Annotated in this window: 20 protein-coding genes; 19 read left to right on the top strand and 1 reads right to left on the bottom strand. The window is 61.2% G+C overall.

Annotated elements, in window-relative coordinates:
* Positions 1 to 388: 388 nt before the first annotated feature.
* The 11 genes from rplJ to rpsJ all read left to right on the top strand — a co-directional run bounded on the left by rplJ (position 389) and on the right by rpsJ (position 16670).
* A complete protein-coding gene (gene rplJ / locus PMX21_RS05930; protein WP_006235004.1) occupies positions 389 to 910 on the top strand; it encodes a 50S ribosomal protein L10 in 522 nt (173 codons plus the stop codon).
* A 102-nt stretch (positions 911 to 1012) separates the two neighbouring features.
* Positions 1013 to 1390, top strand: a complete 378-nt coding sequence (rplL, locus tag PMX21_RS05925; RefSeq protein ID WP_006235005.1) for a 50S ribosomal protein L7/L12 — start codon at positions 1013 to 1015, stop codon at positions 1388 to 1390.
* A 314-nt stretch (positions 1391 to 1704) separates the two neighbouring features.
* Positions 1705 to 2613 carry a UTP--glucose-1-phosphate uridylyltransferase gene (locus PMX21_RS05920; RefSeq protein ID WP_271758650.1) on the top strand — a complete coding sequence of 303 codons (909 nt, stop codon included), beginning with the start codon at positions 1705 to 1707 and terminating at the stop codon, positions 2611 to 2613.
* Between the two features lie 287 nt (positions 2614 to 2900).
* Positions 2901 to 6392 carry a DNA-directed RNA polymerase subunit beta gene (gene rpoB / locus PMX21_RS05915; RefSeq protein WP_271758648.1) on the top strand — a complete coding sequence of 1164 codons (3492 nt, stop codon included), beginning with the start codon at positions 2901 to 2903 and terminating at the stop codon, positions 6390 to 6392.
* A 6-nt stretch (positions 6393 to 6398) separates the two neighbouring features.
* Entirely contained in the window at positions 6399 to 10877 is a 4479-nt protein-coding gene (locus tag PMX21_RS05910; protein WP_175406066.1) for a DNA-directed RNA polymerase subunit beta', read from the top strand.
* Positions 10878 to 11187: 310 nt separating this feature from the next.
* Complete coding sequence (locus PMX21_RS05905) at positions 11188 to 11706, top strand: RNA polymerase sigma factor (RefSeq protein WP_252204670.1); 519 nt, start codon at positions 11188 to 11190, stop codon at positions 11704 to 11706.
* Positions 11657 to 12733 (top strand): DUF4179 domain-containing protein, encoded by a 1077-nt coding sequence (locus tag PMX21_RS05900; protein ID WP_271758645.1) that lies wholly within the window; start codon positions 11657 to 11659, stop codon positions 12731 to 12733. The genes PMX21_RS05905 and PMX21_RS05900 overlap by 50 nt, the downstream gene beginning before the upstream one ends.
* Before the next feature lie 524 nt (positions 12734 to 13257).
* On the top strand, positions 13258 to 13635 hold the full coding sequence (gene rpsL, locus PMX21_RS05895) for a 30S ribosomal protein S12 (RefSeq protein WP_006235012.1): 378 nt from the start codon (positions 13258 to 13260) through the stop codon (positions 13633 to 13635).
* A gap of 73 nt (positions 13636 to 13708) precedes the next feature.
* Positions 13709 to 14182 carry a 30S ribosomal protein S7 gene (gene rpsG / locus PMX21_RS05890; RefSeq protein ID WP_006235013.1) on the top strand — a complete coding sequence of 158 codons (474 nt, stop codon included), beginning with the start codon at positions 13709 to 13711 and terminating at the stop codon, positions 14180 to 14182.
* A 19-nt stretch (positions 14183 to 14201) separates the two neighbouring features.
* Entirely contained in the window at positions 14202 to 16301 is a 2100-nt protein-coding gene (gene fusA / locus PMX21_RS05885) for an elongation factor G (protein WP_022094183.1), read from the top strand.
* Between the two features lie 60 nt (positions 16302 to 16361).
* Positions 16362 to 16670 (top strand): 30S ribosomal protein S10, encoded by a 309-nt coding sequence (gene rpsJ / locus PMX21_RS05880; protein ID WP_022094184.1) that lies wholly within the window; start codon positions 16362 to 16364, stop codon positions 16668 to 16670.
* A gap of 116 nt (positions 16671 to 16786) precedes the next feature.
* Here the strand turns inward: rpsJ and PMX21_RS05875 are convergent, their stop codons facing one another.
* Positions 16787 to 17563 (bottom strand): biotin--[acetyl-CoA-carboxylase] ligase, encoded by a 777-nt coding sequence (locus PMX21_RS05875; protein ID WP_271758643.1) that lies wholly within the window; start codon positions 17561 to 17563, stop codon positions 16787 to 16789.
* 176 nt (positions 17564 to 17739) lie between these two features.
* On the opposite strand from PMX21_RS05875, the gene PMX21_RS05870 reads away from it, so the two are divergent.
* From PMX21_RS05870 to fabZ, 8 genes are read left to right on the top strand one after another with little or no spacing between them, the layout of a single operon-like run.
* A complete protein-coding gene (locus PMX21_RS05870; RefSeq protein ID WP_271758641.1) occupies positions 17740 to 18699 on the top strand; it encodes a 3-oxoacyl-ACP synthase III family protein in 960 nt (319 codons plus the stop codon).
* A 51-nt stretch (positions 18700 to 18750) separates the two neighbouring features.
* The gene (locus PMX21_RS05865) at positions 18751 to 18987 is read left to right on the top strand and encodes an acyl carrier protein (protein WP_006235019.1); all 237 of its coding nucleotides are present in this window, start codon (positions 18751 to 18753) and stop codon (positions 18985 to 18987) included.
* Positions 18988 to 18989: 2 nt separating this feature from the next.
* Positions 18990 to 19934, top strand: coding sequence for an enoyl-[acyl-carrier-protein] reductase FabK (gene fabK / locus PMX21_RS05860; protein WP_271758639.1), 945 nt, complete (start codon positions 18990 to 18992; stop codon positions 19932 to 19934).
* On the top strand, positions 19922 to 20848 hold the full coding sequence (locus PMX21_RS05855; RefSeq protein WP_271758636.1) for an ACP S-malonyltransferase: 927 nt from the start codon (positions 19922 to 19924) through the stop codon (positions 20846 to 20848). Before fabK ends, PMX21_RS05855 begins: the two co-directional genes overlap by 13 nt.
* 30 nt (positions 20849 to 20878) lie before the next feature.
* Positions 20879 to 21652, top strand: coding sequence for a 3-oxoacyl-[acyl-carrier-protein] reductase (gene fabG, locus PMX21_RS05850; protein ID WP_271758635.1), 774 nt, complete (start codon positions 20879 to 20881; stop codon positions 21650 to 21652).
* Positions 21653 to 21691: 39 nt separating this feature from the next.
* On the top strand, positions 21692 to 22939 hold the full coding sequence (fabF, locus tag PMX21_RS05845; RefSeq protein ID WP_271758633.1) for a beta-ketoacyl-ACP synthase II: 1248 nt from the start codon (positions 21692 to 21694) through the stop codon (positions 22937 to 22939).
* Between the two features lie 3 nt (positions 22940 to 22942).
* Positions 22943 to 23416, top strand: a complete 474-nt coding sequence (accB, locus tag PMX21_RS05840; protein WP_196025293.1) for an acetyl-CoA carboxylase biotin carboxyl carrier protein — start codon at positions 22943 to 22945, stop codon at positions 23414 to 23416.
* Between the two features lie 9 nt (positions 23417 to 23425).
* Positions 23426 to 23848: a 3-hydroxyacyl-ACP dehydratase FabZ gene (gene fabZ, locus PMX21_RS05835; RefSeq protein ID WP_099432064.1), complete on the top strand. Its 423-nt coding sequence runs from the start codon at positions 23426 to 23428 to the stop codon at positions 23846 to 23848.
* The last annotated feature ends 8 nt before the right edge of the window (positions 23849 to 23856 follow it).

Genomic DNA, 23856 nt, shown 5'->3' with positions numbered 1-23856 from the left:
GCAAGGTTTTCGTAGATTCCGCACGAGCCGAAGAGCACTTAATGTGCTCTTCGTGCGAGCCAGGACTTGACCGAGCGAAAACCTTGCGCCTGGCCTTCGGCGGCGCGGCCGGATGGTGGAATTGTGTACAGCCCGGTTTTCCGTTGACCGACGCCGGGGTCCCCGCCATAATACTTTCGGTTCACGCACGAATCCGCTGCCAGAGACAGCCGGCGCAAACGGGCATTGCCCGCGAGCTTAATGGGATATCCCGCCAGCCGAGGTGGTCGAGTAGATATGTCTTCTCGCCCCCGTCGCTCATGCAGCGCGGGGGCTTTCTTTTTGGACATGCCCCCGTCACGTCCTTGTGGCGGACCGTGCCCGGAAAGAATTCGAGGAGGTGTAATTCATGCCCCAGCAGTACAAAATCGACAAGGTTGCAGAGATCGAGTCCCGTATCGCCGAGAACGCCGGTCTGTTCGTCGTCAACTACAACGGTCTGACGGTTAAGCAGGCTCAGGAGCTGCGTCATCAGCTTCGCGAGTGCGGCGCCGAGATGAAGGTCTACAAGAACAACCTGGTCAAGATCGCCCTCAAGAACCAGGAGCAGCCCGAGCTCGACGAGATTCTCGCCGGCCCCGTCGCTTATGTGTTCTACGAGTCCGAGCCGGTCGAGGCCGCTAAGGCCCTTAAGGACTTCTCCGCTAAGTCCAAGGGCGTCCTTGAGATCAAGGGCGGTATCTCCGACGGCAAGGCCGTTTCCGCTGATGATGTTAAGGCTATCGCCGAGCTGCCCACCAAGGATCAGCTTCTCGGCCAGATCGCCGGTCTCATCTCCGGTTTCGCTCGCGACATCGCTGTCTGCGTCAACGGCGTTTCCTCTGGTCTCGCTCGTTCGATCCAGCAGGTCTCCGAGCAGAAGGCAGCCTAGTCGCTGTTTTCACCCGCGGCGGCAACGCCGCACCCCTGGCGCATTCGCGCCGTGTTTTAACTGATCTCCGTGCACAGACACGGAAACCGAAAGGACTTAGAAATGGCTAAGCTTACCACCGATGAGATCATCGATGCTCTTAAGGAAATGACCCTTCTCGAGGCTTCCGAGCTCGTTAAGGCTATCGAGGACACCTTCGGCGTTTCCGCCGCTGCTCCTGCCGCTGTTGTCGCCGCTCCCGCTGCTGGCGCTGCTGAGGCCGAGGAGAAGACCGAGTTTGACGTCGTGCTCGAGGGCTTCGGCGACAACAAGATCCAGGTCATCAAGGCCGTCCGTGAGCTCACCAACCTTGGCCTGAAGGAGGCCAAGGAGGTCGTCGAGGGCGCTCCCAAGGCTGTTCTCGAGGGTGCCAAGAAGGAGGACGCCGAGGCTGCCAAGGAGAAGCTCGAGGCTGCTGGCGCTGCTGTCACCCTCAAGTAATCAGGCTTTCTCGCCAGATTTCTTTGCAGACGGGGTTCGCATTGCGAGCCCCGTCTTTTTTGTTTTTCGGTCCCTCGGCATCGGTAGCTCAAACTGCCATGTTCTGTGATTTGCGTCGTATCGGGTGCCTTGCCGTTGGGCAATAAAATTGCACCATTCGAGCAATAATTTGCGTTGACCTGCTGAAGAATTGTCTCTGCCTTGTAGCGACATATAGTTCCAGCGGTAAGATGCTTGGGTATCGCAATTTGGTCTGCGGCCGTGCGCCGCACGCATGGGGCGCTTTTGCGCCTGCGAAAGGATCTTTGAATAACATGAAGGCAATCATCCCCGCCGCCGGTCTTGGCACGCGTTTTCTGCCTGGCACCAAGTGCACGCCCAAAGAGATGCTGCCGGTGCTCGACAAGCCCGTCATTCAGTACGTCGTCGAGGAGGCGCTCGACCCCGAGGAAGTCGACGACGCCATCATCGTTACATCTCCCGGTAAGCCCGAGCTACTGAACTACTTCCAGCCCGATCGCTCGCTCGAGAACCTGCTGCGCGAGCGCGGCAAGAACGCCTATGCCGATGCCGTCGCCCACGCTGGCGGTATGCCGGTCGACTTCCGTTATCAGTACGAGCCCAAGGGCCTCGGCCATGCTATCCGCTCTGCTGCCGACGTCGTGGCAGGGGAGAACTTCCTGGTTCTTCTGGGCGACTACGTTGTGCCTAATCGCGACATCTGCGACAAGATGCTCGCCGTTTCCAAGGAGCACGGTGGAGCTTCGGTTATCGCCGTCGCTGCTTGCTCGCCCGAGGAAGTCAGCCGCTACGGCGTTATCGCCGGCGAGCGCGTCGGTTCGCTCGAGGGCGCCGAGGACGTTGCCGATGCAGAGCCGGGCGCTGTCTGGCGCATCGGCGGTCTGGTCGAGAAGCCCGCTCCCGAGGCGGCTCCGTCCAACCTGTACATTGTCGGCCGTTATCTGCTGAGCCCGCTGGTCATGGACCTGCTCGCTGATCAGCAGGCCGGCAAGGGCGGCGAGATTCAGCTTACCGACGCCATGGCCCGCTCGCTCGACCGCGAGGCCATGTACGCGGTCGTCATCGACCCGCTGTCGGGCTACGACACCGGCACTCCCTCTGGCTGGATGGCCACCAACGCTCTCATGGCTGCAAGCGATCCTCGCTTTGCAAGCGCCTTCTGGGACGCCATCGACGAGCGCGGCGGCTTGATGCGCAAGTAAGCCTTCGGACATCGACATTTACGGGCGCGGACCTCGGTTCGCGCCCGTTTTTTATAAGAGCTGCGATTGCCGGCTCTCTGTTCACAGAAAATATATGAACAGATGTTCGGTATACCACTATCTACCTGCGTGTTTTCTGTCGAAAAACTTTGCTACTCCAAAAACTCAATCGCGTCAAGGCTTTTCTTGCCCAACGGTCGGTACCTGATAAACTATTAGGTTGCGATAACTGGCGAAGCTATGCCTCGCCAACCCACCGAGCATTTCCGTGAAGGAGGAAAAACCTGGTGACCTACGCATACACTGCCACTGAGCGCAAGCGCGTCAGCTTCGGGAAAATCCCGGAGGCCATGGAGCTCCCCAACCTTATCTCTGTTCAAAGGGAATCCTTTGAGCGTTTTAAGGACGAGGGCCTTCGTGAGGCGTTCAAGGAATCCAGCCCCATCCAGAGCCAGAACCATGTTCTCGAGGTTACCTTCGGCGAGCATCAGTTCGGCGACCCCGCGCACACCGTCGAGGAGTGCCGCGAGAAGGATATGACCTATCAGGCTCCGCTTCTGACCGACGTCCGTCTCACCAACAAGGAGACCGGCGAGATCAAGGAGCAGCTCGTCTTTATGGGCGACTTCCCCATGATGACCGATCAGGGCACCTTCATCATCAACGGTACCGAGCGTATCGTCGTCTCGCAGCTCGTCCGCTCCCCGGGCGTGTACTACAGCTCCGAGATGGATTCGGGCAAGCAGATCTACAAGGCCCAGATCATCCCGTCCCGCGGTGCCTGGCTTGAGTTTGAGGTCGACAAGCGCGACCAGCTCATGGTCTCCATTGACCGTAAGCGCAAGCAGAGCGCCACGATGTTCCTGCGCGCCCTTGGCATCGCTGTCACCAACGACGACATCATCGAGCTGCTCGGCAACTCCGATGTGATCAAGCGCACCCTCGAGCGCGATACCGCCCTCACCCGCGAGGATGCCCTTATCGAGATCTACCGTCGCCTGCGCCCGGGAGAGCCTCCCACCGTGGACGCTTCCCGCAGCCTGCTCGAGGGCCTGCTCTTCAACCCGCAGCGCTACGATCTGGCCCGCGTCGGTCGTTACAAGGTCAACAAGAAGCTCAACCTCACCACCGAGGAAGAGGTCACGGTGCTCACCGACGAGGATATCGTCGCGACGCTGCGCTACCTGCTGTCCCTCGCTGCCGGCGAGCAGGGCTTCAAGGTCGACGACATCGACCACTTTGGCAACCGCCGCATCCGTACCGTCGGCGAGCTCGTCGTCAACCAGTTCCGTATCGGCATGAGCCGTATGGAGCGCGTCGTCCGTGAGCGCATGAGCTCCCAGGACATCGACGAGATCACCCCGCAGTCGCTCATCAACATCCGCCCGATCGTGGCCTCCATCAAGGAGTTCTTCGGTTCCTCGCAGCTCTCGCAGTTCATGGACCAGGCGAACCCCCTGACCGGTCTGACCCACAAGCGCCGTCTGTCCGCACTCGGCCCTGGCGGTCTTGCCGGCCACAAGTCTGGCTCCAGCCGCCGCACCAACGTGCCGACGGCCGTCCGCGACGTTCACAATTCGCACTACAGCCGCATGTGCCCGATCGAGACCCCCGAAGGCCCCAACATCGGCCTGATCGGCTCGCTCGCCCTCTACGCCCGCGTCAACGAGTATGGCTTCATCGAGGCCCCGTTCCGCCGCGTCGAGAACGGCGTTGCCACCGACCAGATCGACTGGATGACCGCTGACGAGGAAGAGAAGCACGTCATCGCGCCGGCCAACACGCCGCTCGATCCCAAGACCAACGAGTTCATCACGACCGATGCCGAGGGCAAGATCGTCCGTCCGCACACCGTGATCGCCCGTACCCGCGACTTCGACGGCTCCTTCGGCGCCCCCGCCGACGTGCCCGTCGAGGACGTCGACTACATGGACGTCTCGCCGCGTCAGATGCTCTCCGTCGCAGCCACGCTGATTCCGTTCCTGGAGCACGACGACGCCAAGCGTACGCTGATGGGCGCTAACATGCAGCGTCAGGCCGTGCCGCTGGTTCACCCCGCCGCTCCCTATGTCGGTACCGGCATGGAGCGTCGCGCCGCTCTGGACTCCGGCGAGGTCACCCTGGCCAAGAACGCCGGCGAGGTCATCTTTGCCGACGCCGCCAAGATTATCGTCAAGCATGCCGGCGGCATGGACGAGTATCACCTGGCCAAGTACCAGCGCTCCAACCAGTCCACCTGCATCAACCACCGTCCGCTCGTGCGCGTCGGTGACACCGTTGAGCAGGGCGAGCCTCTGGCCGACGGTCCTTCGACCGATCACGGCGAGCTCGCACTGGGCCAGAACCTCACCGTGGCCTACATGCCGTGGGAAGGCTTTAACTACGAGGACGGTATCGTCGTGTCCGAGCGCCTGGTGGCCGAGGACCTGCTGACGACCATCAACATCACCCGTCACGAGATCGACGCCCGCGACACCAAGCTCGGTCCCGAGGAGATCACCCGCGAGATCCCGAACCTCTCCGAGGACATGCTTGCCAACCTCGACGAGGACGGCATCATCCGCATCGGCGCCGAGGTCGGCCCTGGCGACATCCTGGTCGGCAAGGTCACGCCTAAGGGCGAGAGCGCTCTGACTGCCGAGGAGCGCCTGCTGCGCGCCATCTTCGGTGCCAAGGCCCACGACGTCCGCGACACCTCCCTTAAGATGCCTCACGGCGCTTATGGCCGCGTCATCGACGTCGTCCGCTTTAGCCGCGAGAACGGCGACGACCTGGCTCCCGGCGTCAACGAGCAGGTGCGCGTCTACGTCGCCCAGCGTCGTAAGATCCAGCAGGGCGATAAGATCGCCGGCCGCCACGGCAACAAGGGTGTTATTTGTAACGTTCTGCCGGTCGAGGACATGCCCTACATGGCTGACGGTACCCCGATCGACGTTATCCTCAACCCGCTGGGCGTTCCTTCGCGTATGAACGTCGGCCAGCTGCTCGAGTGCCACCTTGGCTGGGCTGCTGCGTGCGGTTGGGATACCGAGCAGGCCGACTCCGACAAGTACGTCCCCGGTCCGTTCTTCACCGCGACGCCCGTCTTCGACGGCGCCAAGGAGGACGAGATCGCCGAGGTCATCCGTCGTGCCAACAAGAACATGCTCAACAAGGCCACCGCTGCCTTTGGCGATCACATGCGCCCCGAGTTCGTCACCCAGCTTGACGAGCGCGGCAAGACCCGTCTGTTCGACGGCCGCACCGGCGAGGAGTTCCGCGAGCCCATTACCGTGGGTACGTCCTACATCCTCAAGCTCGGCCACATGGTCGACGACAAGATCCACGCCCGTTCGACCGGCCCTTACAGCCTGGTTACCCAGCAGCCTCTGGGCGGCAAGGCTCAGTTCGGCGGCCAGCGCTTCGGCGAGATGGAAGTTTGGGCACTGTACGCTTACGGTGCTTCCAACGTCCTGCAGGAGATCCTGACCGTCAAGTCCGACGATACCGTGGGCCGCGTCAAGACCTACGAGTCCATCGTCAAGGGCGAGAACGTTCCTGTCCCGGGTATCCCCGAGTCCTTCAAGGTTCTCGTCAAGGAGATTCGCTCCCTCGCACTGGACATCGAGCCCATGCACGATGCCGACGAGGACGCCTCCGCCCCTGTGACCGCCGAGGAGACCTCCGCTCTCGACGACCTGACTGCGCTCGCCGGCGTTGACGCCGACGTCGAGGCCGAGGATGCCGAGACCGCCGAGGCGCCCGAGGCTGTCGCCGCCACGACCACTGATAAGGAGTAGTTGACTGTGGCAGATTTCGAAGCTACTGATTTTGACTCGGTAAAGATCTCCCTTGCCTCCGCCGACCAGATCCGTTCCTGGTCGCACGGTGAGGTCAAGAAGCCGGAGACCATCAATTACCGTACCCTCAAGCCCGAGAAGGACGGCCTGTTCTGCGAGAAGATCTTCGGTCCCGCCAAGGACTGGGAGTGCTCCTGCGGCAAGTACAAGGGCATCCGCTTTAAGGGCATCGTCTGCGAGCGCTGCGGCGTCGAGGTCACCTCGGCCAAGGTGCGTCGCGACCGCATGGGCCACATCGAGCTCGCCGCTCCCGTGTCCCACATCTGGTACTTCAAGAGCCCCACGAGCTTCCCGATGAGCCGTATGCTCGACATCAAGTCCAAGGACCTCGAGAAGGTTCTGTACTTTGCCAGCTACATCATCACCGAGGTCGACTACGAGGCTCGCGAGGCCGACGCTGACGACCTGCGCGAGGAGCTCGCCGCCGATCTGGAAGAGATCGATGCCGAGTGCGCCCGCCAGATCGAGTCCCTCAAGGAGCAGGGCAACCCCGAGAACTTTGACGAGTTCTCCGACGAGGAGCCGCTGACCCCCGAGGAGATCGCCTCTGGCATCGTCGACATCGAGGAAGAGTGCAAGGACGAGAAGCAGCTCCGCACGGACGCCTTCAACGCCTTCATGAAGCTCAGCGAGCGCGACCTCATTTCCGATGAGCCGCTGTTCCGCGAGATGACCCGCTACTACTCCATGTACTTCAAGGGTGGCATGGGTGCTGAGGCCGTCCGCGACCTGCTCGCTGCCATCGACCTTCCTTCCGAGGCCGAGAAGCTCAAGGCCATCATCGCCGACGAGGACTCCCAGAAGCAGAAGCGCGAGAAGGCCGTCAAGCGCCTCGAGGTCGTTGACGCCTTTCTGAAGGGCGGCAACAGCCCCGCGAACATGATCCTGGATGTCATCCCGGTCATTCCGCCTGATCTGCGCCCGATGGTCCAGCTCGACGGCGGCCGCTTCGCCGCATCCGACCTCAACGACCTGTACCGTCGCGTGATCAACCGTAACAACCGACTCAAGCGCCTGCTCGACCTGGACGCCCCTGCGATCATCGTGAACAACGAGAAGCGCATGCTCCAGGAGTCCGTGGACGCCCTGTTCGACAACGGCCGTCGTGGTCGCCCGGTCTCTGGCCGTGGCGGTCGCCCGCTCAAGTCGCTCGCCGAGGCCCTCAAGGGCAAGCAGGGTCGCTTCCGTCAGAACCTGCTGGGCAAGCGTGTCGACTACTCCGGCCGTTCGGTTATCGTTACCGACCCCAAGCTGCTGCTGCACCAGTGCGGTCTGCCCAAGACCATGGCGCTGGAGCTCTTCAAGCCCTTCGTCATGAAGCGCCTGGTCGAGCTTGGCAAGGTCGAGAACATCAAGGGCGCCAAGCGCGCTATCGACCGCGGTGCCACCTTTGTGTGGGATATCCTCGAAGAGGTCATCGACGGCCGCGTCGTGCTGCTCAACCGTGCACCGACCCTGCACCGTCTGTCCATCCAGGCCTTTGAGCCGGTGCTGGTCGAGGGCAAGGCTATCCACCTGCACCCGCTGGTCTGCTCGCCCTTCAACGCCGACTTCGACGGCGACCAGATGTCTGTCCACGTGCCGCTGTCCAGCCAGGCTCAGGCCGAGGCCCGCGTGCTCATGCTCTCTGCGAACAACCTGCGCTCGCCGGCATCCGGCAAGCCGGTCAACATCCCTTCGCAGGACATGATCATCGGTGTGTACTACCTCACCCAGGTTCGCGAGGGTCTGCCGGGCGAGAACCACGTGTTCTCGAGCTTCGACGACGCGCTGCACGCCTATGACTGCCGCTCCGAGGTCGACATGCAGGCCAAGATCCAGGTCCGCGTGTCCGCTGCCGACGCCAATGTCATCAACGAGGACGGCACCCGTATCTTCCGCGTCAAGAACGGCAAGAACGAGTTTGTCGACTACGACGTCACCGGCAACAAGACCGCGCGCTTCGAGACCTCTATCGGCCGCATCATCTTCAACCGCCAGTGCCTGCCCGAAGACTATGAGTTCATGAACTACAAGATGGTCAAGGGCGACGTGGCCAAGCTGGTTGCGGACTGCTGCGATCGTTACCCCGAGGCCAAGGTCGGCCCGATCCTCGACGCCATCAAGTACTCCGGCTTCCACTACGCTACCCGCGCCGGCCTCACCATCTCGGTGTGGGACGCTCTCATCCCTGCCGAGAAGCAGGAGCTGCTCGACCGCGCCCAGGCCAACGTCGACCAGATCAACGAGTACTTCGAGGAGGGCTTCATCAACGAGACGGAGCGCCACATCGAAGTCGTTAACGAGTGGACCGCTTGTACCGATAAGGTTGCAGCGCTCATGCTCGACATGTTCGACGAGGAGAACCCGCTCTACATGATGGCCGACTCCGGCGCCCGTGGTTCTAAGACCCAGCTGCGTCAGCTCGGCGGCATGCGTGGCCTGATGGCGGACATGTCCGGCGAGACGATCGACCTTCCCATTAAGGCGAACTTCCGCGAGGGCCTGCTGCCGCTCGAGTACTTCATTTCGACCTACGGCGCCCGTAAGGGCCTGGTCGATACCGCATCCCACACCTCGGACTCTGGTTACCTGACCCGTCGTCTAGTCGACGTGGCCCAGGACGTCATCGTCCGCGAGGAGGACTGCGGTACGCACGAGGGCGTTACCTACAACCTCATCATCCCCGGCACCACCGACCTCAACACCGACCTCGTCGGCCGTTGCTTCATCGAGGACGTCGTGGCTCCCGATGGCACCGTGCTCTTTGAGCAGGACGGCTACATCGAGAAGGTCGCCGACATCCAGAAGATGGTCGATGCGGGCCTTAAGAAGGTCAAGCTTCGCGCGCTGCTCACCTGCCGCTCCAAGTACGGCGTGTGCCAGAAGTGCTACGGCTGGGATCTTTCCACTCGTCGTCCGGTCGCCATCGGTACTGCCGTCGGCATTATTGCCGCCCAGTCCATCGGCGAGCCCGGTACGCAGCTTACGATGCGTACCATTCACTCCGGCGGCGTCGCTGGCGTCGACGATATTACGCAGGGTCTGCCTACGGTCAGCCGTATGTTCGATATCGTCGGCAACGTCAACGAGAAGATCCTGGGTCGCGAGGCCGAGCTGGCTCCGTACTCCGGTCACCTCTCGATTAAGCCCGAGAAGTCCGAGTACGTGCTGACGCTCACCGACTCCGAGGACCACACCCGTGTCCTCGACGAGCGTCGCGTCCCCGCTTCGGTGCGCTTTATGCCCGAGATCGAGGACGGCTGCGAGGTTCGCGCCGGCGACCAGATCACCAAGGGCTTTGTCAACTTCCGCAACCTGCGCAAGCTGACCGACATCGAGTCGACGATGCACACCTTCGTCGAGAGCGTCAAGGACGTCTACACCAGCCAGGGCGTTGACCTGAACGACAAGCACATTGAGGTGCTCGCACGTCAGATGCTGCGTCGCGTTCAGATCACCAACCCCGGCGACTCCAAGTACCTGCTTGGTCAGTACGTCGACCGCTACGAGTTCGCCGACGAGGTCGAGCGCGTTGCCCGTCTGGGCGGTCAGGCTCCCGTGGCCGAGCCCGTCATCCTGGGTACGCTCAAGGTCGCGTCCAACATCGACTCCTGGCTGTCGAGCGCTTCGTTCATCCGTACCGCCGGCGTCCTTACCGAGGCTGCCATCGAGGGCAAGGTCGACCACCTGCTCGACCTTAAGTCCAACGTCATCGTCGGTAAGAAGATCCCGGCTGGTACTGGCCTCAAGCCTTACGCCAACGCCAAGCTGACGTATCGCACGGCCGACGGCTACGTGGACATCGACGGCCCGGCTTCGCCCAACGCCAAGTCGCTGCCCGAGTGGGCTCCTGTGGAGCTCAAGGACCTGGACGAGCAGCTTCCGCAGCAGCTCGACTGGGCCGGCTACGACGAGTTTGGCGGTGCTGACGGTTCGTTCACCCGCAACGGTCACACCATCTCTGCCGAGAAGGCTCGCCTGTACCTGTTCGACGACCTGGGCGTGTCGCAGCGCTGGACCAACAAGTTCAGCGAGGTCGGCATCGAGACGGTCGGCGACCTGGTTGGTAAGTCCGAGGAGGATCTGCTGCGCATCGATGGCATCGGTGCCAAGGCGATCGAGGAGCTCCGTGACGGCCTTGAGGCCCACGACCTGCTCTACATCCTCGAGAACAACGACGACGTTGCCGACGAGGAAGACCTCTCGCAGCTGCTGCAGATGGTCTTTAGCCCCGACGGTCCGGACGACATCCTGCTGGGCACCTCTGCCGCGCCGACGCATCACGCCGACGCCGACGAGGAGCTCCTGGGCGCTCCGATCGACGACAAGAAGGCTCCCGCCAACGGTGCCATCAACGAGGACATGGCTTCCCTCGACGAGCTGCTCAACCAGCTCGTGGACACCGACGACGCCGAAGAGGCCAAGGACAACGACGAGGAGTAACTAGTTCCGCCGTTCTAACGAACGGCGGCGATCTCCGTCGCTGCGCGGCCCCCAGAGCTACAATCTGTCATTCAAAAGGCAGGGCATGACCAAAAGGTCAATGCCCTGCCTTTTTCATGCCACCTTGTACGCTCTGGGGGCCGCTCGCTTGCGTATGCTCAACCTGTTGCGTTCCGTCGATCCCTTGCCAATAAGGGGCAGGGTTTTTTTGGTAGGTTATTCCTGCTTGAATTTGAAACATTTCGTTCGGTCAAAGCGTATCTATGGTGAGGGCCTCAGCAAGAAACATCAGCATCACCGGGAGGTGATTATGGAAGAACAAGCATTTAGACAGGCGGTCGAGGATCACCGTGATGTCGTGTTTCGAATCGCATTGACGTATCTGCGCGATCGTGCCGATGCCGACGATGTCGCTCAAGACGTCTTTCTGAAGTTACTCAAAAGCGATGCCCAATTTGAAAGCTGGGAACATCTTCGTCGATGGCTTATCCGGGTCACGATCAATGAATGCAAATCTCTCTTTCGAAAGCCATGGAGGCGTGTGGAGGATATTGAGAACCTGGCCGATTCGCTTTCGACGGCGCAGGAGGAGACCAAGGCGGTCCTGTCAGACGTTATGCGACTTCCGGAACGATTCCGTGTTCCCATCGTGCTCTATTACTATCTGGGCTTTTCGACCTCAGAGATTGCCGAGTTATTGCATGTGCCAGCCGCGACTGTTCGAACGCGTTTGGCTCGCGGCAGATCGAAGCTCAAGTTCATCCTAGAGGAGGGCGACCGTGAAATCCAATCAAATCAAGCAGGCCTTCGAGTCCGTCCAAGCCGATAGCGATCTTGCTGACCGTGTTCTTTATGCCGCTGCTGGTGAGCCGCTTCGCCGAAAGGGTCACGCGAAGCCTCTGTATGTTGCCGCGATCGGATGCCTTGCCGGAGTGCTGGCGACCGGAGGGGTCGCCTACGCCGTCGTCAATTCCAGCTATTTTGCCTCTGCCTGGGGAAACCACGGCAACGGGGATTCCATTACCTGGACCAACGGCGGCTCATCGGGAACTAAATATACCTACACCAGAGAGTTTGGCGATGGCATCGCGCCCCAAAGCCTGGAAGGCGCAGTCCAGGAGGTTAATCTGTCCGTCGAGGGCAACGGCTATACGCTTGATATCCATGAGATGGCAATCGACCAAAACGGCTGCGGAGCCGTGACGTTTACGTTGTCCAATCCAAATGGAGTTAACTACTACAAGCCAGCAGCAGAGATTGGCGAACTTGTTCTCTATGGTGAAGAAGAGCAGGGCATCGGCACGCCCGATATGAAGTTCGGCGAGGAATGGCCTGACACACGCAGCACAATTGATAAGGACACATCAAGCGATACTGTCATTAATGGCACGATGTACTTTGCCGCTATGGATCGCGAGCGAGATTTGCAACATGCTGTCACCTGGAATATCCATTGGACCGAGGGTGAAGGTGAGAGTGCGAGGCGGTTTGAGGCGTCGACACCCGAGTTCAATATTGGAGCGTACGTCGATACAAAGGAACTCCGCTCCGGTGACTCGCCTCTTGAGATTAGCCCGTTTTCCATCCAGACGCACATCGATGATTTGGGCTATGAAGCAGTTGATAATAAGCTGACCGTCAGCTACAAGGATGGATCGGAGCAGATTATCGAAGATGACGACGCAGGGGTGTTCAACTTATATTTTTCTTATGGGCGCAATAGCGGAGAGAGCATCTGGGTGCCAACGAAGTTGATTGATGTCGATCAAGTTGTCTCGGTAACCCTTGAAATTGTGAGGTATACATCAACAGGGGAGACCGAAACGAAAGAGCCCTTTACCATCGTCTATTCGTAAGATTTGGGGTCGCTTCCTACTAGGGGAAGCGGCCTCTTTTGCGTTAAATGGGAACGCCGCCGATTTCCATGCGACAGATGAGAGCAGATCACCGCTGGAGCGCGACGTTTCCCCAGATAAAACCGACCAAAATAAACCTGTCCCTAATTGGAAGGGAACGTTGCCCCGACAAGCACGTCGGATTCCCGGTCCGGGCGGCCCGCTGTTTAAGTTTGTCGCGAGTTCCGCACGCAAAGGAAAGCACTTAATGTGCTTTCCGTCTTGCGCAGGACTGTAGAGCAGCAAACTTAAACAGCGGGCCGCCCGGGCCGGGAATCCGCCCCCGCGCACAGGAGGGGATTCCTTTTGTGTAGGCTTTGCGGAAATATGGCTATTTTGGGATACGCCTGGCGGCGTGGTCTGTTGACGGCACAGCTAACGCCACGTATCCTATCGAACTGCGTGTTTCGTAGGGGGATGCTGACCCCTCGATTCAAGCCGTTGCACTTTACAGAAAGCTGGAATCATTCGAGAAGGAGTACGCTTTGCCTACTATTAACCAGCTGGTTCGCCAGGGCCGTCGTTCCGTGCCCAAGAAGTCCAAGAACGCTGCTCTGCAGCACAACTCCCAGAAGCGCGGCGTGTGCACCCGCGTCTTCACCACGAGCCCCAAGAAGCCGAACTCGGCTCTTCGTAAGGTTGCCCGTGTTCGCCTCGTCAACGGCATCGAAGTTACTGCTTACATCCCGGGTGAGGGCCACAACCTGCAGGAGCACTCCATCGTGCTCGTCCGCGGCGGTCGTGTCCGTGACCTCCCTGGTGTCCGTTATCACGTCATCCGTGGCGCCTACGACGCTGCTCCGGTCCAGAACCGTATGCAGGCCCGTTCCAAGTACGGTGCTAAGCGCCCCAAGGCTAAATAAGCCAGATAACGTTTTGATACTTTCGCCGTGTGCCGCCTAAGGGCCGCACGGTAGACACTTAAGGAGATTTCACATGCCGCGTCGTGCAGCAGCTAATCGTCGTGAGGTTCAGCCTGACGCCGTTTACAACAACCGCCTGGTGACTCAGCTCATCAACAAGGTCCTTCTTGACGGCAAGAAGGCCACCGCTGAGCGCATCGTTTATACCGCTTTCGAGATCGTTGCCGAGAAGTCCGAGGGTGGCGACGCTCTCGCTACCTTCAAGAAGGCTATGGACAACGTCAAGCCCACGCTCGAGGTTAAGCCCAAGCGTGTCGGTGGCGCTACCTATCAGGTCCCGATGGAGGTCAACTCCCGTCGTTCCACCGCTCTGGGTATCCGCTGGATCGTCAACTTCTCCCGCGCTCGCAAGGAGAAGACCATGGCCGAGCGTCTCGCCAACGAGATCCTCGACGCTTCCAACGGCCTGGGCGCTTCCGTCAAGAAGCGTGAGGACGTCTTCAAGATGGCCGAGGCCAACCGCGCGTTCTCTCACTATCGTTGGTAAGTTAAGGTAAGGAACTAACATGGCTAAGCCTAAGTACAAGCTTTCCGATACCCGTAACATCGGCATCATGGCCCACATCGATGCCGGTAAGACCACCACGACCGAGCGTATTCTTTACTACACCGGTAAGACCCACAAGATCGGTGAGGTCCATGAGGGCGCTGCCACCATGGACTGGATGGTTCAGGAGCAGGAGCGCGGCGTAACCATTACCTCCGCTGCTACCACCTGCTTCTGGAACAAGGACGGTAAGGACTACCGCATCCAGATCATTGACACCCCGGGCCACGTTGACTTCACCGCCGAGGTCGAGCGCTGCCTGCGCGTCCTCGATGGCGCTGTCGCCGTCTTCGACGCCGTTGCCGGCGTTCAGCCCCAGTCTGAGACCGTTTGGCGTCAGGCTTCTACCTTCAACGTCCCCCGTATCGCCTTCATCAACAAGTATGACCGCGTGGGCGCTGACTTCTTCAACGCTATCGAGACCATGAAGGATCGTCTCGACGCTAACGCCGTGGCCGCTCAGGTCCCGATGGGCGCCGAGGACAACTTCTGGGGCGTCATCGACCTGGTCACCATGACTGCATGGGACTTCAAGGCCGACGAGAAGGGCATGACCTACCCCGAGCCGATGGACGAGATCCCGGCTGAGTTTGCCGACATCGCTGCCACCAAGCGCGAGGAGCTCCTCGACGCTGCTGCCAGCTTTGACGACGAGCTCATGGAGAAGATCCTCATGGAGGAGGACTTCACCGTCGAGGAGCTCAAGGCTGCTCTGCGCAAGGGAGTTCTGGCCAACGAGCTCAACCTCGTCTTCGTGGGCTCCGCCTACAAGAACAAGGGCGTCCAGGAGCTGCTCGACGCTGTCGTCGACTACCTGCCCAGCCCGCTCGACGTTGAGGCCGTCACCGGTACCGATCCGGACACCGGCGAGGAGATCCAGCGTCATCCTTCCTTCGACGAGCCCTTCTCCGGCCTGGTCTTCAAGATCATGACCGACCCGTTCGTCGGTAAGCTCACCTACGTCCGCGTTTACTCCGGCCGCGCCGAGTCCGGCTCCTACGTTGTCAACGCTTCCAACGGTCAGCGCGAGCGCCTCGGCCGCATCCTCGAGATGAACGCCGCCGAGCGTATCGACCGTGACGACGCTGCCGCCGGCGACATCGTCGCTTGCGTCGGTTTCAAGAACTCCACCACCGGTGACACCCTGTGCGCCGAGGGCAAGGAGATCGTCCTCGAGAAGATTGAGTTCGCTAAGCCCGTTATCGACGTTGCCATCGAGCCCAAGACCAAGGCCGAGCAGGACAAGATGTCCCTGGCTCTGACCAAGCTCGCCGAGGAGGACCCGACCTTCCAGGTGTCCACCAACCACGAGACCGGCCAGACCATCATCGCCGGCATGGGCGAGCTGCACCTCGAGATCATCGTCGACCGTCTGCTCCGCGAGTTCAAGGTTGACGCTAACGTTGGTAAGCCCCAGGTTGCCTACCGCGAGACCGCTGGTCACGACGTCGAGAAGGCTGAGGGCAAGTTCGTCCGTCAGTCCGGCGGTCGCGGTCAGTACGGCCACGCCGTCATCAAGCTCGAGAAGATGGAGGAGGGCTTCGGCTACGAGTTCGTCAACGCTATCGTCGGCGGCGTCGTGCCCAAGGAGTACATCCCGTCCATCGACAAGGGCATCCAGGAGGCCCTGAACACCGGTGTTATCGCCGGCTTCCCGGTCCTCGACGTTAAGGTCACCCTGTTCGACGGTTCTTACCACGAGGTCGACTCCTCCGAGGCCGCCTTCAAGATCGCCGGTTCCATGGCTATCAAGGACGCCCTCAAGAAGTCCGATCCGCAGCTGCTCGAGCCGATCATGGCTGTCGAGGTTGAGACCCCCGAGCAGTACATGGGCGACGTTATGGGCAACCTCTCCGGTCGCCGCGGCAAGATCGAGGGCATGGAGGATCGCAAGAACAGCAAGCTCATCCGTGCCAAGGTGCCGCTGGGCGAGATGTTCGGTTACGCTACCGACCTTCGCTCCCAGACCCAGGGCCGTGCATCCTACACGATGCAGTTCGACTCTTATGAGCCCGCGCCCAAGTCCATCGTGGACGAGGTCATGAGCAAGAACGCCTAAGTTCGAGCTCCCTGTTACGTAATCCGCGAGAACATCTCTCGCACTCTTTGGAGGTTTAAGTTGGCTACCCAGAAGATCCGCATTCGCCTCAAGGGCTATGATCACGAGGTCGTCGATCAGTCCGCGAAGCTCATCGTCGAGACCGCTCAGAAGACCGGCGCTCGCGTTTCCGGTCCTGTCCCCCTGCCCACCGAGCGCAACCTGTACACGGTTATCCGCTCGCCGCACGTGAACAAGGACTCCCGTGAGCAGTTCGAGATGCGCACCCACAAGCGCCTCATCGACATCCTCGACCCCACCTCGGGCACTGTTGATTCGCTTATGCGTCTCGACCTCCCCGCTGGCGTCGACATCGACATCAAGCTCTAAGCGATATCGCTCATAGCTTACAGAGCCCCGCTGCCGTTACGGTAGCGGGGCCCTTTTGTTTTGAGTTTAGATTTTGGGATAGCGAATTCGTCTGCCGAGCCGACGGCTGCGGCGCCCTATTCGCTCAGGGGGCGCAAGGATGCTTCTTCGAAGTGGAAGACGCACAAGCCGCTCTCGGTCTCAATGCTTGCGCGGCCGCAATCGTCGACCGTTCTAAATATGCCTCGTGCCAGCTCGTCTCCAGCGGGGGAGCGGGCGATAACGTGCTTCCCGATCCAATTGAGGTGAGCGATATATTCGTCGTGGACGGGCGCGAGCGGACCGGCGTCTTCTTCCTTGGCGTTGAGGCGCTCTGCCCAGGTATCTACAGCGTCTATAACTGCGTGATAGACCTCATCGAGGAGCATGTCGACGGCGGGAACGCTCTCGTTGAGGTCCGAGAGGCCAATTGCCGCCAGGCCGCCATCGGGCACCTCTTGGGGCGTGTAGTTTACGTTGACACCAATGCCGCAGACGGCGAAAGGTTTGCCTTCGTTATCGCGTGCGGCCTCGACCAGAATGCCGCCGAGCTTGCGTCCTCGCGCGATCAGGTCGTTGGGCCATTTAAGGCGAATCTCGTTTGCAAGACCCTGCTTTTCGAGTGCTTCGAGCACCGCTAGGCCGCTGACGGCGGCAAGACCAGAGTACTTTGCGGGATTAACGCATGGACGCAGGACAATCGAAAGCAATAGGTTGCCGGCGGTTGAATCCCACTTGTGGCCGCGCCGGCCGCGTCCTGCCGTTTGCGCGCGGGCGGCAAGTCCTGTGCCGTGCGGCGCACCCTGTTTTCCTGCCTCGAGCAGGTCATCGTTGGTCGATCCGGTTACGTCGACAATCGTTAATTGGGCATCCATAGCGGCTGCTACCTCCTTATTGAATAAGTGAATGACGCAATGGTGTCGAGAGATAGACACAATGTGAAGCCTTTGTCGCATTTGGACAATTTAATGTTAACACGTCAACAAAGACTGAAATGCGCTATCCTCTCTTGGTCGATGTAAACACGTCAACAACTCAAAGGAGGCTAGTGATGGGTTTCACGATTCTTGGAACAGGCTCGGCGCTTCCTGAGCGCAGTGTTTCCAATGACGAGCTGTCTGAGTTCCTCGATACCTCGGATGAGTGGATTTTTACCCGCACAGGTATCAAGAGCCGCCACGTCTGCACCACCGAGTCACTTGACGACCTTGCCGTAGCGGCGAGTGAGCGGGCACTTCAGGTGTCCGGAATCGACGCGAGCCAGCTGGATCTGATCGTCTGCTCGACGACGACGGGTGACCACCTTGTTCCCGCTGAGGCGTGTGCCGTTGCTGAGCGACTAGGTGCGACGTGCCCTGCCTTCGATGTTTCGGCGGCTTGTGCCGGCTTCGTATTTGCGCTCGATGTCGCCGAGGGCTATATCGCCCGCGGTCGCGCCGAGCGCGTGCTTGTCGTTGCTGCCGAGCAGATGACGCGCGCGCTCGACTGGACCGACCGTGCCACCTGTGTGCTCTTTGGCGATGGGGCAGGCGCCGCAGTGATTGAGACTGGGGGAGACAGTCCCCTTGCCGTTGAGCTTTCGACGGAGCCCGACGTCGAGACGTTGCGCGTTCCCGGTCTGGTCGGCACCTCGCCGTTTAAGGCTTCCGCAGATAGCGCGAGCGTGCTGTTCATGAATGGCCGCCGCGTGTTCAAGTTCGGCGTCAACGCCATCTGTGACACGGTCCATAAGCTTGCGATCGATGCGGGCATTTCGGTCGAAGACATCGATCATTTTGTATTCCATCAGGCTAACGAACGAATCCTGAGCCAGGCGGTCAAGCGTCTGGGCGTGCCGGACGAGCGTGTGGTTCGCACGTTGCGCGAGACCGGCAACATTTCGAGCGCATGCATTCCGCTTGCCCTCGACCGGCTGGCAAACGCCGGTGCACTTCACACGGGCGACACCATCGCCCTCGTTGGATTTGGCGCCGGTCTGGATATAGGTGGCTATCTGCTTCGTTGGAAGTAGTCGCACATAGGAAATAAAAACGCCCTAGGGCACAACCAAAGGAGAACTACCATGGCAGATCAGAAGACCTTCGAGCGCGTTTGCGACGTTATCCGCGAGACCGCCGGTCTTGACGATGTCGAGATGAAGCCCGAGTCCACGCTCGAGGAGATTGGCCTCGACAGCCTGGGCACCGTCGAGATCCTCGTTGCCGTCGAGGACGAGTTTGGTATCCAGCTCGATACCGAGGAGAACCCCAAGACGGTCGGCGAGTTCGCCGATACGGTCGAGGCGGCATTGGAGAAGTAGAGATGCTCAAGACTCCTCTCTGCGATCTGCTCGGCATCGAAAAGCCCGTGTTCCAGGGCGGTATGGCCTGGATTGCCGATGCCTCGCTTGCCTCGGCTGTGTCCGAGGCCGGCGGGCTGGGAATCATCGCGGCCATGAATGCCGACGCCAACTGGCTGCGCGATCAGATTCACGAGCTGCGCACCAAGACGGATAAGCCCTTTGGCGTGAACGTCATGCTCATGAGCCCGTTTGCCGACGAGGTCGCACAGGTTGTAATCGACGGGCAAGTGCCGGTCGTCGTGACGGGTGCCGGCAATCCCACCAAGTACATGAAGGCTTGGAACGACGCCGGCATCAAGGTCATCCCGGTCGTTGCCTCGGTGGCGCTGGCCCGCCTCGTGGCACGTCGTGGAGCCACGGCGGTTGTTGCCGAGGGTACCGAATCGGGCGGCCATATTGGCGAGACCTCGACGATGGCACTGGTGCCGCAGGTCGTCGATGCGGTCGACATTCCCGTTGTGGCCGCCGGCGGTATTGCCGACGGCCGCGGCGTGGCGGCCGCCTTTATGCTGGGCGCCGAAGGCGTGCAAGTGGGTACGCGCTTTCTGGTCGCAGACGAGTGCACCGTCTCGGAGCAGTACAAAGAGATGGTCCTGAAGGCCAACGACACTTCGACGCGTGCGACCGGTCGCTCGACGGGACATCCGGTGCGCGCCCTCAAGAGCCCCTTCACCAACGCCTATGCCAAGAGCGAGGGTTCCGGTGCGAGTGCCGAGGAGCTCGGTGCTTTGGGAACCGGTGCACTTCGCAAGGCCGCCAAGGACGGCAATTACGAAGAGGGTTCGTTTTTGTGTGGACAGATTGCCGGCATGGTTAGCGAGCGCCAGAGCGCACGCGAAATCGTCGACGACCTGGTCGATGGCGCCGAGCGCGTCCTGAAGGGTGCGTCCGCATGGGTAGCGTAGCGTTTCTGTTTGCCGGCCAGGGTGCCCAACACCCCGCGATGGGCGTCGACCTGGTCGAGGCATCGCCGGCGGCTGCCGAGGTGTTCGCCATTGCCGACGAGGTGCGCCCGGGGACCAGCGAGCAATGCCGGAGTGCCTCCAAGGAGGAGCTGTCGCAGACCGAGAATACGCAGCCGTGTGTGTTCGTTCACGACCTGGCAGCGGCTGCCGCCCTGCGCGAGCGCGGCGTGGTGCCTGCCGCCTGTGCAGGATTCTCGCTGGGCGAGGTCGCCGCGCTCACCTTTGCGGGGGCATTCGATACGCGAGCGGGCTTTGAGCTCGTGTGCGAGCGCGCGGCTTTGATGGCCACGGCGGCCGAGCGTCACCCCGGCGGCATGCGCGCCGTCATCAAACTCGATGCGGTGCAAGTCGAGGGCCTGGCAAAACAGGCCGGCGAGGACTGCTGGCCGGTCAACTACAACAGCCCGCAGCAGACGGTTGTGGCCGGAACGCCCGAGGCGCTGCAGGAGCTCGACGCCTTGGTAAAAGAGGCTGGTGGCCGGGCCATGAAGGTCGCGGTGTCGGGTGCATTCCATAGCCCCTATATGGTCGAGGCGACCTGTGGCCTTGCTGCATATATTGAGGCCGGTCACGCGCCGTCCCCTTTGCTCATTCCTGTTATGGCAAATATGACGGCGGCGCCTTATCCGGCCGACCCGCAGGCGGCATCGGAGGTGCTGGCCAACCAGGTGAGTCATGCCGTGCGCTGGGTCGACACGCTGCATGCTCTGCAGGATCAAGGCGTCGACACGTTTATTGAGGTCGGCCCCGGCAAAACGCTGTCCGGCCTGGTTAAGCGTACGCTGAGCGATGTTCGCGTGTATTCGTGCGAAACGGCCGAGCAGGTCGCAGCTATTGCCGACGAGCTCGCATAGCCCACAGGGCTGTAAACCGAAAGGAACGACATGGGCAACTTGAACAACGGCGCGTTCGAGCGCGACGGATCGCGCCGCGTGGCGCTGGTCACGGGCGGTTCGCGCGGCATCGGTCGCGCTTGTGCCGTGGGCTTGGCGGAGGATGGCTGCGATATCGCCGTCGTCTATGCCGGCAGCGTCGATGCGGCGCGCGAGACGTGCGACGCCTGCGAGGCGGCTGGCGCCACGGCGCGCTCATATCAATGCGACGTGGCCGACCCCGCTGCCGTCAACGCGTGCGTGGAAGCGGTCCTCAACGACTTTGGCTCCATTTGGGCGCTCGTCAACAACGCTGGCATCACCCGCGATGGCCTGCTCATGCGCATGGGCGATGACGCCTTCGATCGCGTGCTCGATGTCAATCTTAAAGGAACGTTTAACACGACGCGCGCGCTCACCAAGACCTTTATGCGCCAGCGCGGCGGCTGCGTCGTCAACATGAGCTCGGTCGTGGGCCTGATGGGCAATGCCGGGCAAGCCAACTACGCTGCCTCCAAGGCGGGCGTGATCGGCCTGACCAAGGCGGTGGCGCGCGAGCTTGCGCCCCGCGGCGTACGAGTGAACGCGGTTGCCCCCGGGTTTGTCGAGACGGATATGACGGCAAAGCTCTCGGAGAAGGTGCGTACGGTAACCGAGGAGCAGATTCCCCTTAAGCGTATGGCGCGCCCCGAGGAGGTGGCCGGCGTAGTGCGCTTTCTGGCGAGTGATGCGGCTGCCTACATTACGGGTGAGGTCGTGCGCGTCGACGGCGGAATGGCGATGTAGAAACCAGGGCCGAAGAACGGCTTGGATGAGGAGACCATGATGGAACAGAGAGTTGCAATCACCGGTATCGGCGCCGTGTCGCCGCTCGGCAACACCGCGCTTGCCACCTGGGCGGCAATGTGTGCTGGCACGTGCGGCATCGGCCCGATCACGCACTTCGATACCGATGCGTTTGCCGTCAAGGTGGCAGCCGAGGTCAAGGGCTTTGACGGCAACGAGTACTTTGGCAAGCGTGACGCCAAGCATCTCGACCCCTGCGTTCAGTTTGCGATGGCGGCTTCGGACGAAGCCATGCACGATGCGGGCTTTGATGTCGAAGGCGCCATTGATCGCGAGCGCCTGGGCGTCTACGTGGGCTCGGGCGTGGGCGGCATGACGACGCTCGTCGACAACGTCCATACGATTGCCGAACGTGGGCCCCGCCGCGCATCGCCCTATATGATCGCGATGATGATCCCCAACATGGCATCGGGCAATATCGCAATCCGCCACAAGGCAAAGGGCCCGACCCTGCCCGTGGTGACCGCGTGCGCAACCTCGGCCCATGCGGTGGGCGAGGCGTTCCGCGCCATAAAGCACGGCTATGCCGACGCGATCCTCGCGGGCGGCGCCGAGGCCGCAATTATCCCCGATGCCGTTGCGGGCTTTACGTCCTGCCGCGCATTGACCACCAACCCTGATCCCGCGACGGCTTGCCGCCCGTTCGATGCAGACCGCGATGGCTTTGCGATGGGCGAGGGCGCCTGCGTGCTCGTGCTCGAGAGCATGGAACATGCGCAGGCGCGCGGTGCGCACATTTATGCCGAGGTCGTGGGCTACGGCAACACCGATGATGCCTATCACATCACGAGCCCTGATCCCGAGGCTGCCGGCATTGCCCGCGCGATATCGCTGGCGGTGACTGAGGGCGACGTCAGGCCTTCCGAGGGCCTCTACATCAATGCTCACGGCACATCGACCAAGCTCAACGATTCGTCCGAGACGGCGGGCATTAAGCGTGCGCTCGGCGAGGACGCGGCGCGCGCCGCGCACGTCTCGTCGACTAAGTCGATGACCGGCCACATGATCGGTGCCACGGGCGCCATCGAGGTCATGGCCTGCGCCATGGCGCTCGAGCAGGGCGTGGTGCCGCCGACCATTAACTACCGCACGCCCGATCCCGCCTGCGATCTTGACTACACGCCCAATCGCGCAGTTCGCGCCGACCTTACCTGGGCGCTTTCGACCAACCTAGGCTTTGGCGGGCACAACGCCGCCATCGCGCTGCGTAGATATACGAGGAGCTAGAGCATGGATTCCAAAAGACTTGCCGAGATAGCCGATGTTATGGAGGACCGCGGCCTCACGCGCGTGCGCGTTGAGGAGCCCGATGGCACCGCGGTCGAACTCGAGCGCGCGAGCGCCGCACGGCCGGTTGCCGTGCCCATGCCCATGCCGAGCGCTATGGCCGCTCCAGTTGCAGCTCCCACAGTCGCGCCTGCCGCACCGGAGCCCGCCGCGCAGACACCTGCCGCCGCACCGGAGCCCAAGGGCACCGAGGTGACCGCTCCCATGGTCGGCGTTTTCTATGCTGCCCCGGCGCCGGGCGACGAGCCGTTTGTGCACGTGGGCTCTAAGGTCAAGGCCGGCGAGACCCTCTGCATTATCGAGGCCATGAAGGTTCTCAACGAGGTGACGGCCGAGGCAGACGGCGAGGTGCTCGAGATCTGCGTGGCCGACGGCGACCTCGTGGAGTTTGGCAGCTGCCTCATGAGGATCGGATAGGTGATATCCATGAACAAAGAAGAGCTCAAGAAGCTGTTACCGCATCGCGAGCCGATGCTTTTGCTCGACGAAGCCGAGCTGGTGGGCGACGAGGCCCACGGCAAGATCACGATTACGGGCGACGAATACTTTTTGCAGGGGCATTTTCCGGGAAACCCGGTGGTCCCCGGCGTGATCCAGTGCGAGATGCTCGCCCAAAACTGCTGCGTGTTGCTGATGGGCGATGAGGAGGCGCGCGGCGCGACGCCGTTCTACACGAGTCTGGACAAGGTGCGCTTTAAGCGTCCGGTGCGCCCGGGCGATACGGTGGATCTGGTGTGCTCCATCACGCGTGCGCGCGGGCCGTTCCGCTTTGCGACGGGTACTGCAAGCGTCAACGGTGAGGTCTGTTGCCGCGCCGACATGTCTTTTGCACTCATGCACGAAAGTTAAGGAAGGCT

Source organism: Collinsella aerofaciens, assembly GCF_028209885.1.
Lineage (GTDB): Bacteria > Actinomycetota > Coriobacteriia > Coriobacteriales > Coriobacteriaceae > Collinsella > Collinsella aerofaciens_BA.
Note: the sequence above shows the minus strand (reverse complement) of the source record. Positions and strands in the feature narration are given on the sequence as shown.

What these genes read in the sequence shown, in the direction of transcription:
- fabF (WP_271758633.1), top strand. Translation starts at nt 21,692, where the DNA reads ATGGAACAGAGAGTTGCAATCACCGGTATCGGCGCCGTGTCGCCGCTC.
- PMX21_RS05855 (WP_271758636.1), top strand. Translation starts at nt 19,922, where the DNA reads ATGGGTAGCGTAGCGTTTCTGTTTGCCGGCCAGGGTGCCCAACACCCC.
- PMX21_RS05875 (WP_271758643.1), bottom strand. Translation starts at nt 17,563, where the DNA reads ATGGATGCCCAATTAACGATTGTCGACGTAACCGGATCGACCAACGAT.
- rplJ (WP_006235004.1), top strand. Translation starts at nt 389, where the DNA reads ATGCCCCAGCAGTACAAAATCGACAAGGTTGCAGAGATCGAGTCCCGT.
- fabG (WP_271758635.1), top strand. Translation starts at nt 20,879, where the DNA reads ATGGGCAACTTGAACAACGGCGCGTTCGAGCGCGACGGATCGCGCCGC.
- PMX21_RS05905 (WP_252204670.1), top strand. Translation starts at nt 11,188, where the DNA reads ATGGAAGAACAAGCATTTAGACAGGCGGTCGAGGATCACCGTGATGTC.
- fabK (WP_271758639.1), top strand. Translation starts at nt 18,990, where the DNA reads ATGCTCAAGACTCCTCTCTGCGATCTGCTCGGCATCGAAAAGCCCGTG.
- rplL (WP_006235005.1), top strand. Translation starts at nt 1,013, where the DNA reads ATGGCTAAGCTTACCACCGATGAGATCATCGATGCTCTTAAGGAAATG.
- PMX21_RS05920 (WP_271758650.1), top strand. Translation starts at nt 1,705, where the DNA reads ATGAAGGCAATCATCCCCGCCGCCGGTCTTGGCACGCGTTTTCTGCCT.
- fabZ (WP_099432064.1), top strand. Translation starts at nt 23,426, where the DNA reads ATGAACAAAGAAGAGCTCAAGAAGCTGTTACCGCATCGCGAGCCGATG.
- accB (WP_196025293.1), top strand. Translation starts at nt 22,943, where the DNA reads ATGGATTCCAAAAGACTTGCCGAGATAGCCGATGTTATGGAGGACCGC.
- PMX21_RS05870 (WP_271758641.1), top strand. Translation starts at nt 17,740, where the DNA reads ATGGGTTTCACGATTCTTGGAACAGGCTCGGCGCTTCCTGAGCGCAGT.
- PMX21_RS05865 (WP_006235019.1), top strand. Translation starts at nt 18,751, where the DNA reads ATGGCAGATCAGAAGACCTTCGAGCGCGTTTGCGACGTTATCCGCGAG.
- fusA (WP_022094183.1), top strand. Translation starts at nt 14,202, where the DNA reads ATGGCTAAGCCTAAGTACAAGCTTTCCGATACCCGTAACATCGGCATC.
- rpsG (WP_006235013.1), top strand. Translation starts at nt 13,709, where the DNA reads ATGCCGCGTCGTGCAGCAGCTAATCGTCGTGAGGTTCAGCCTGACGCC.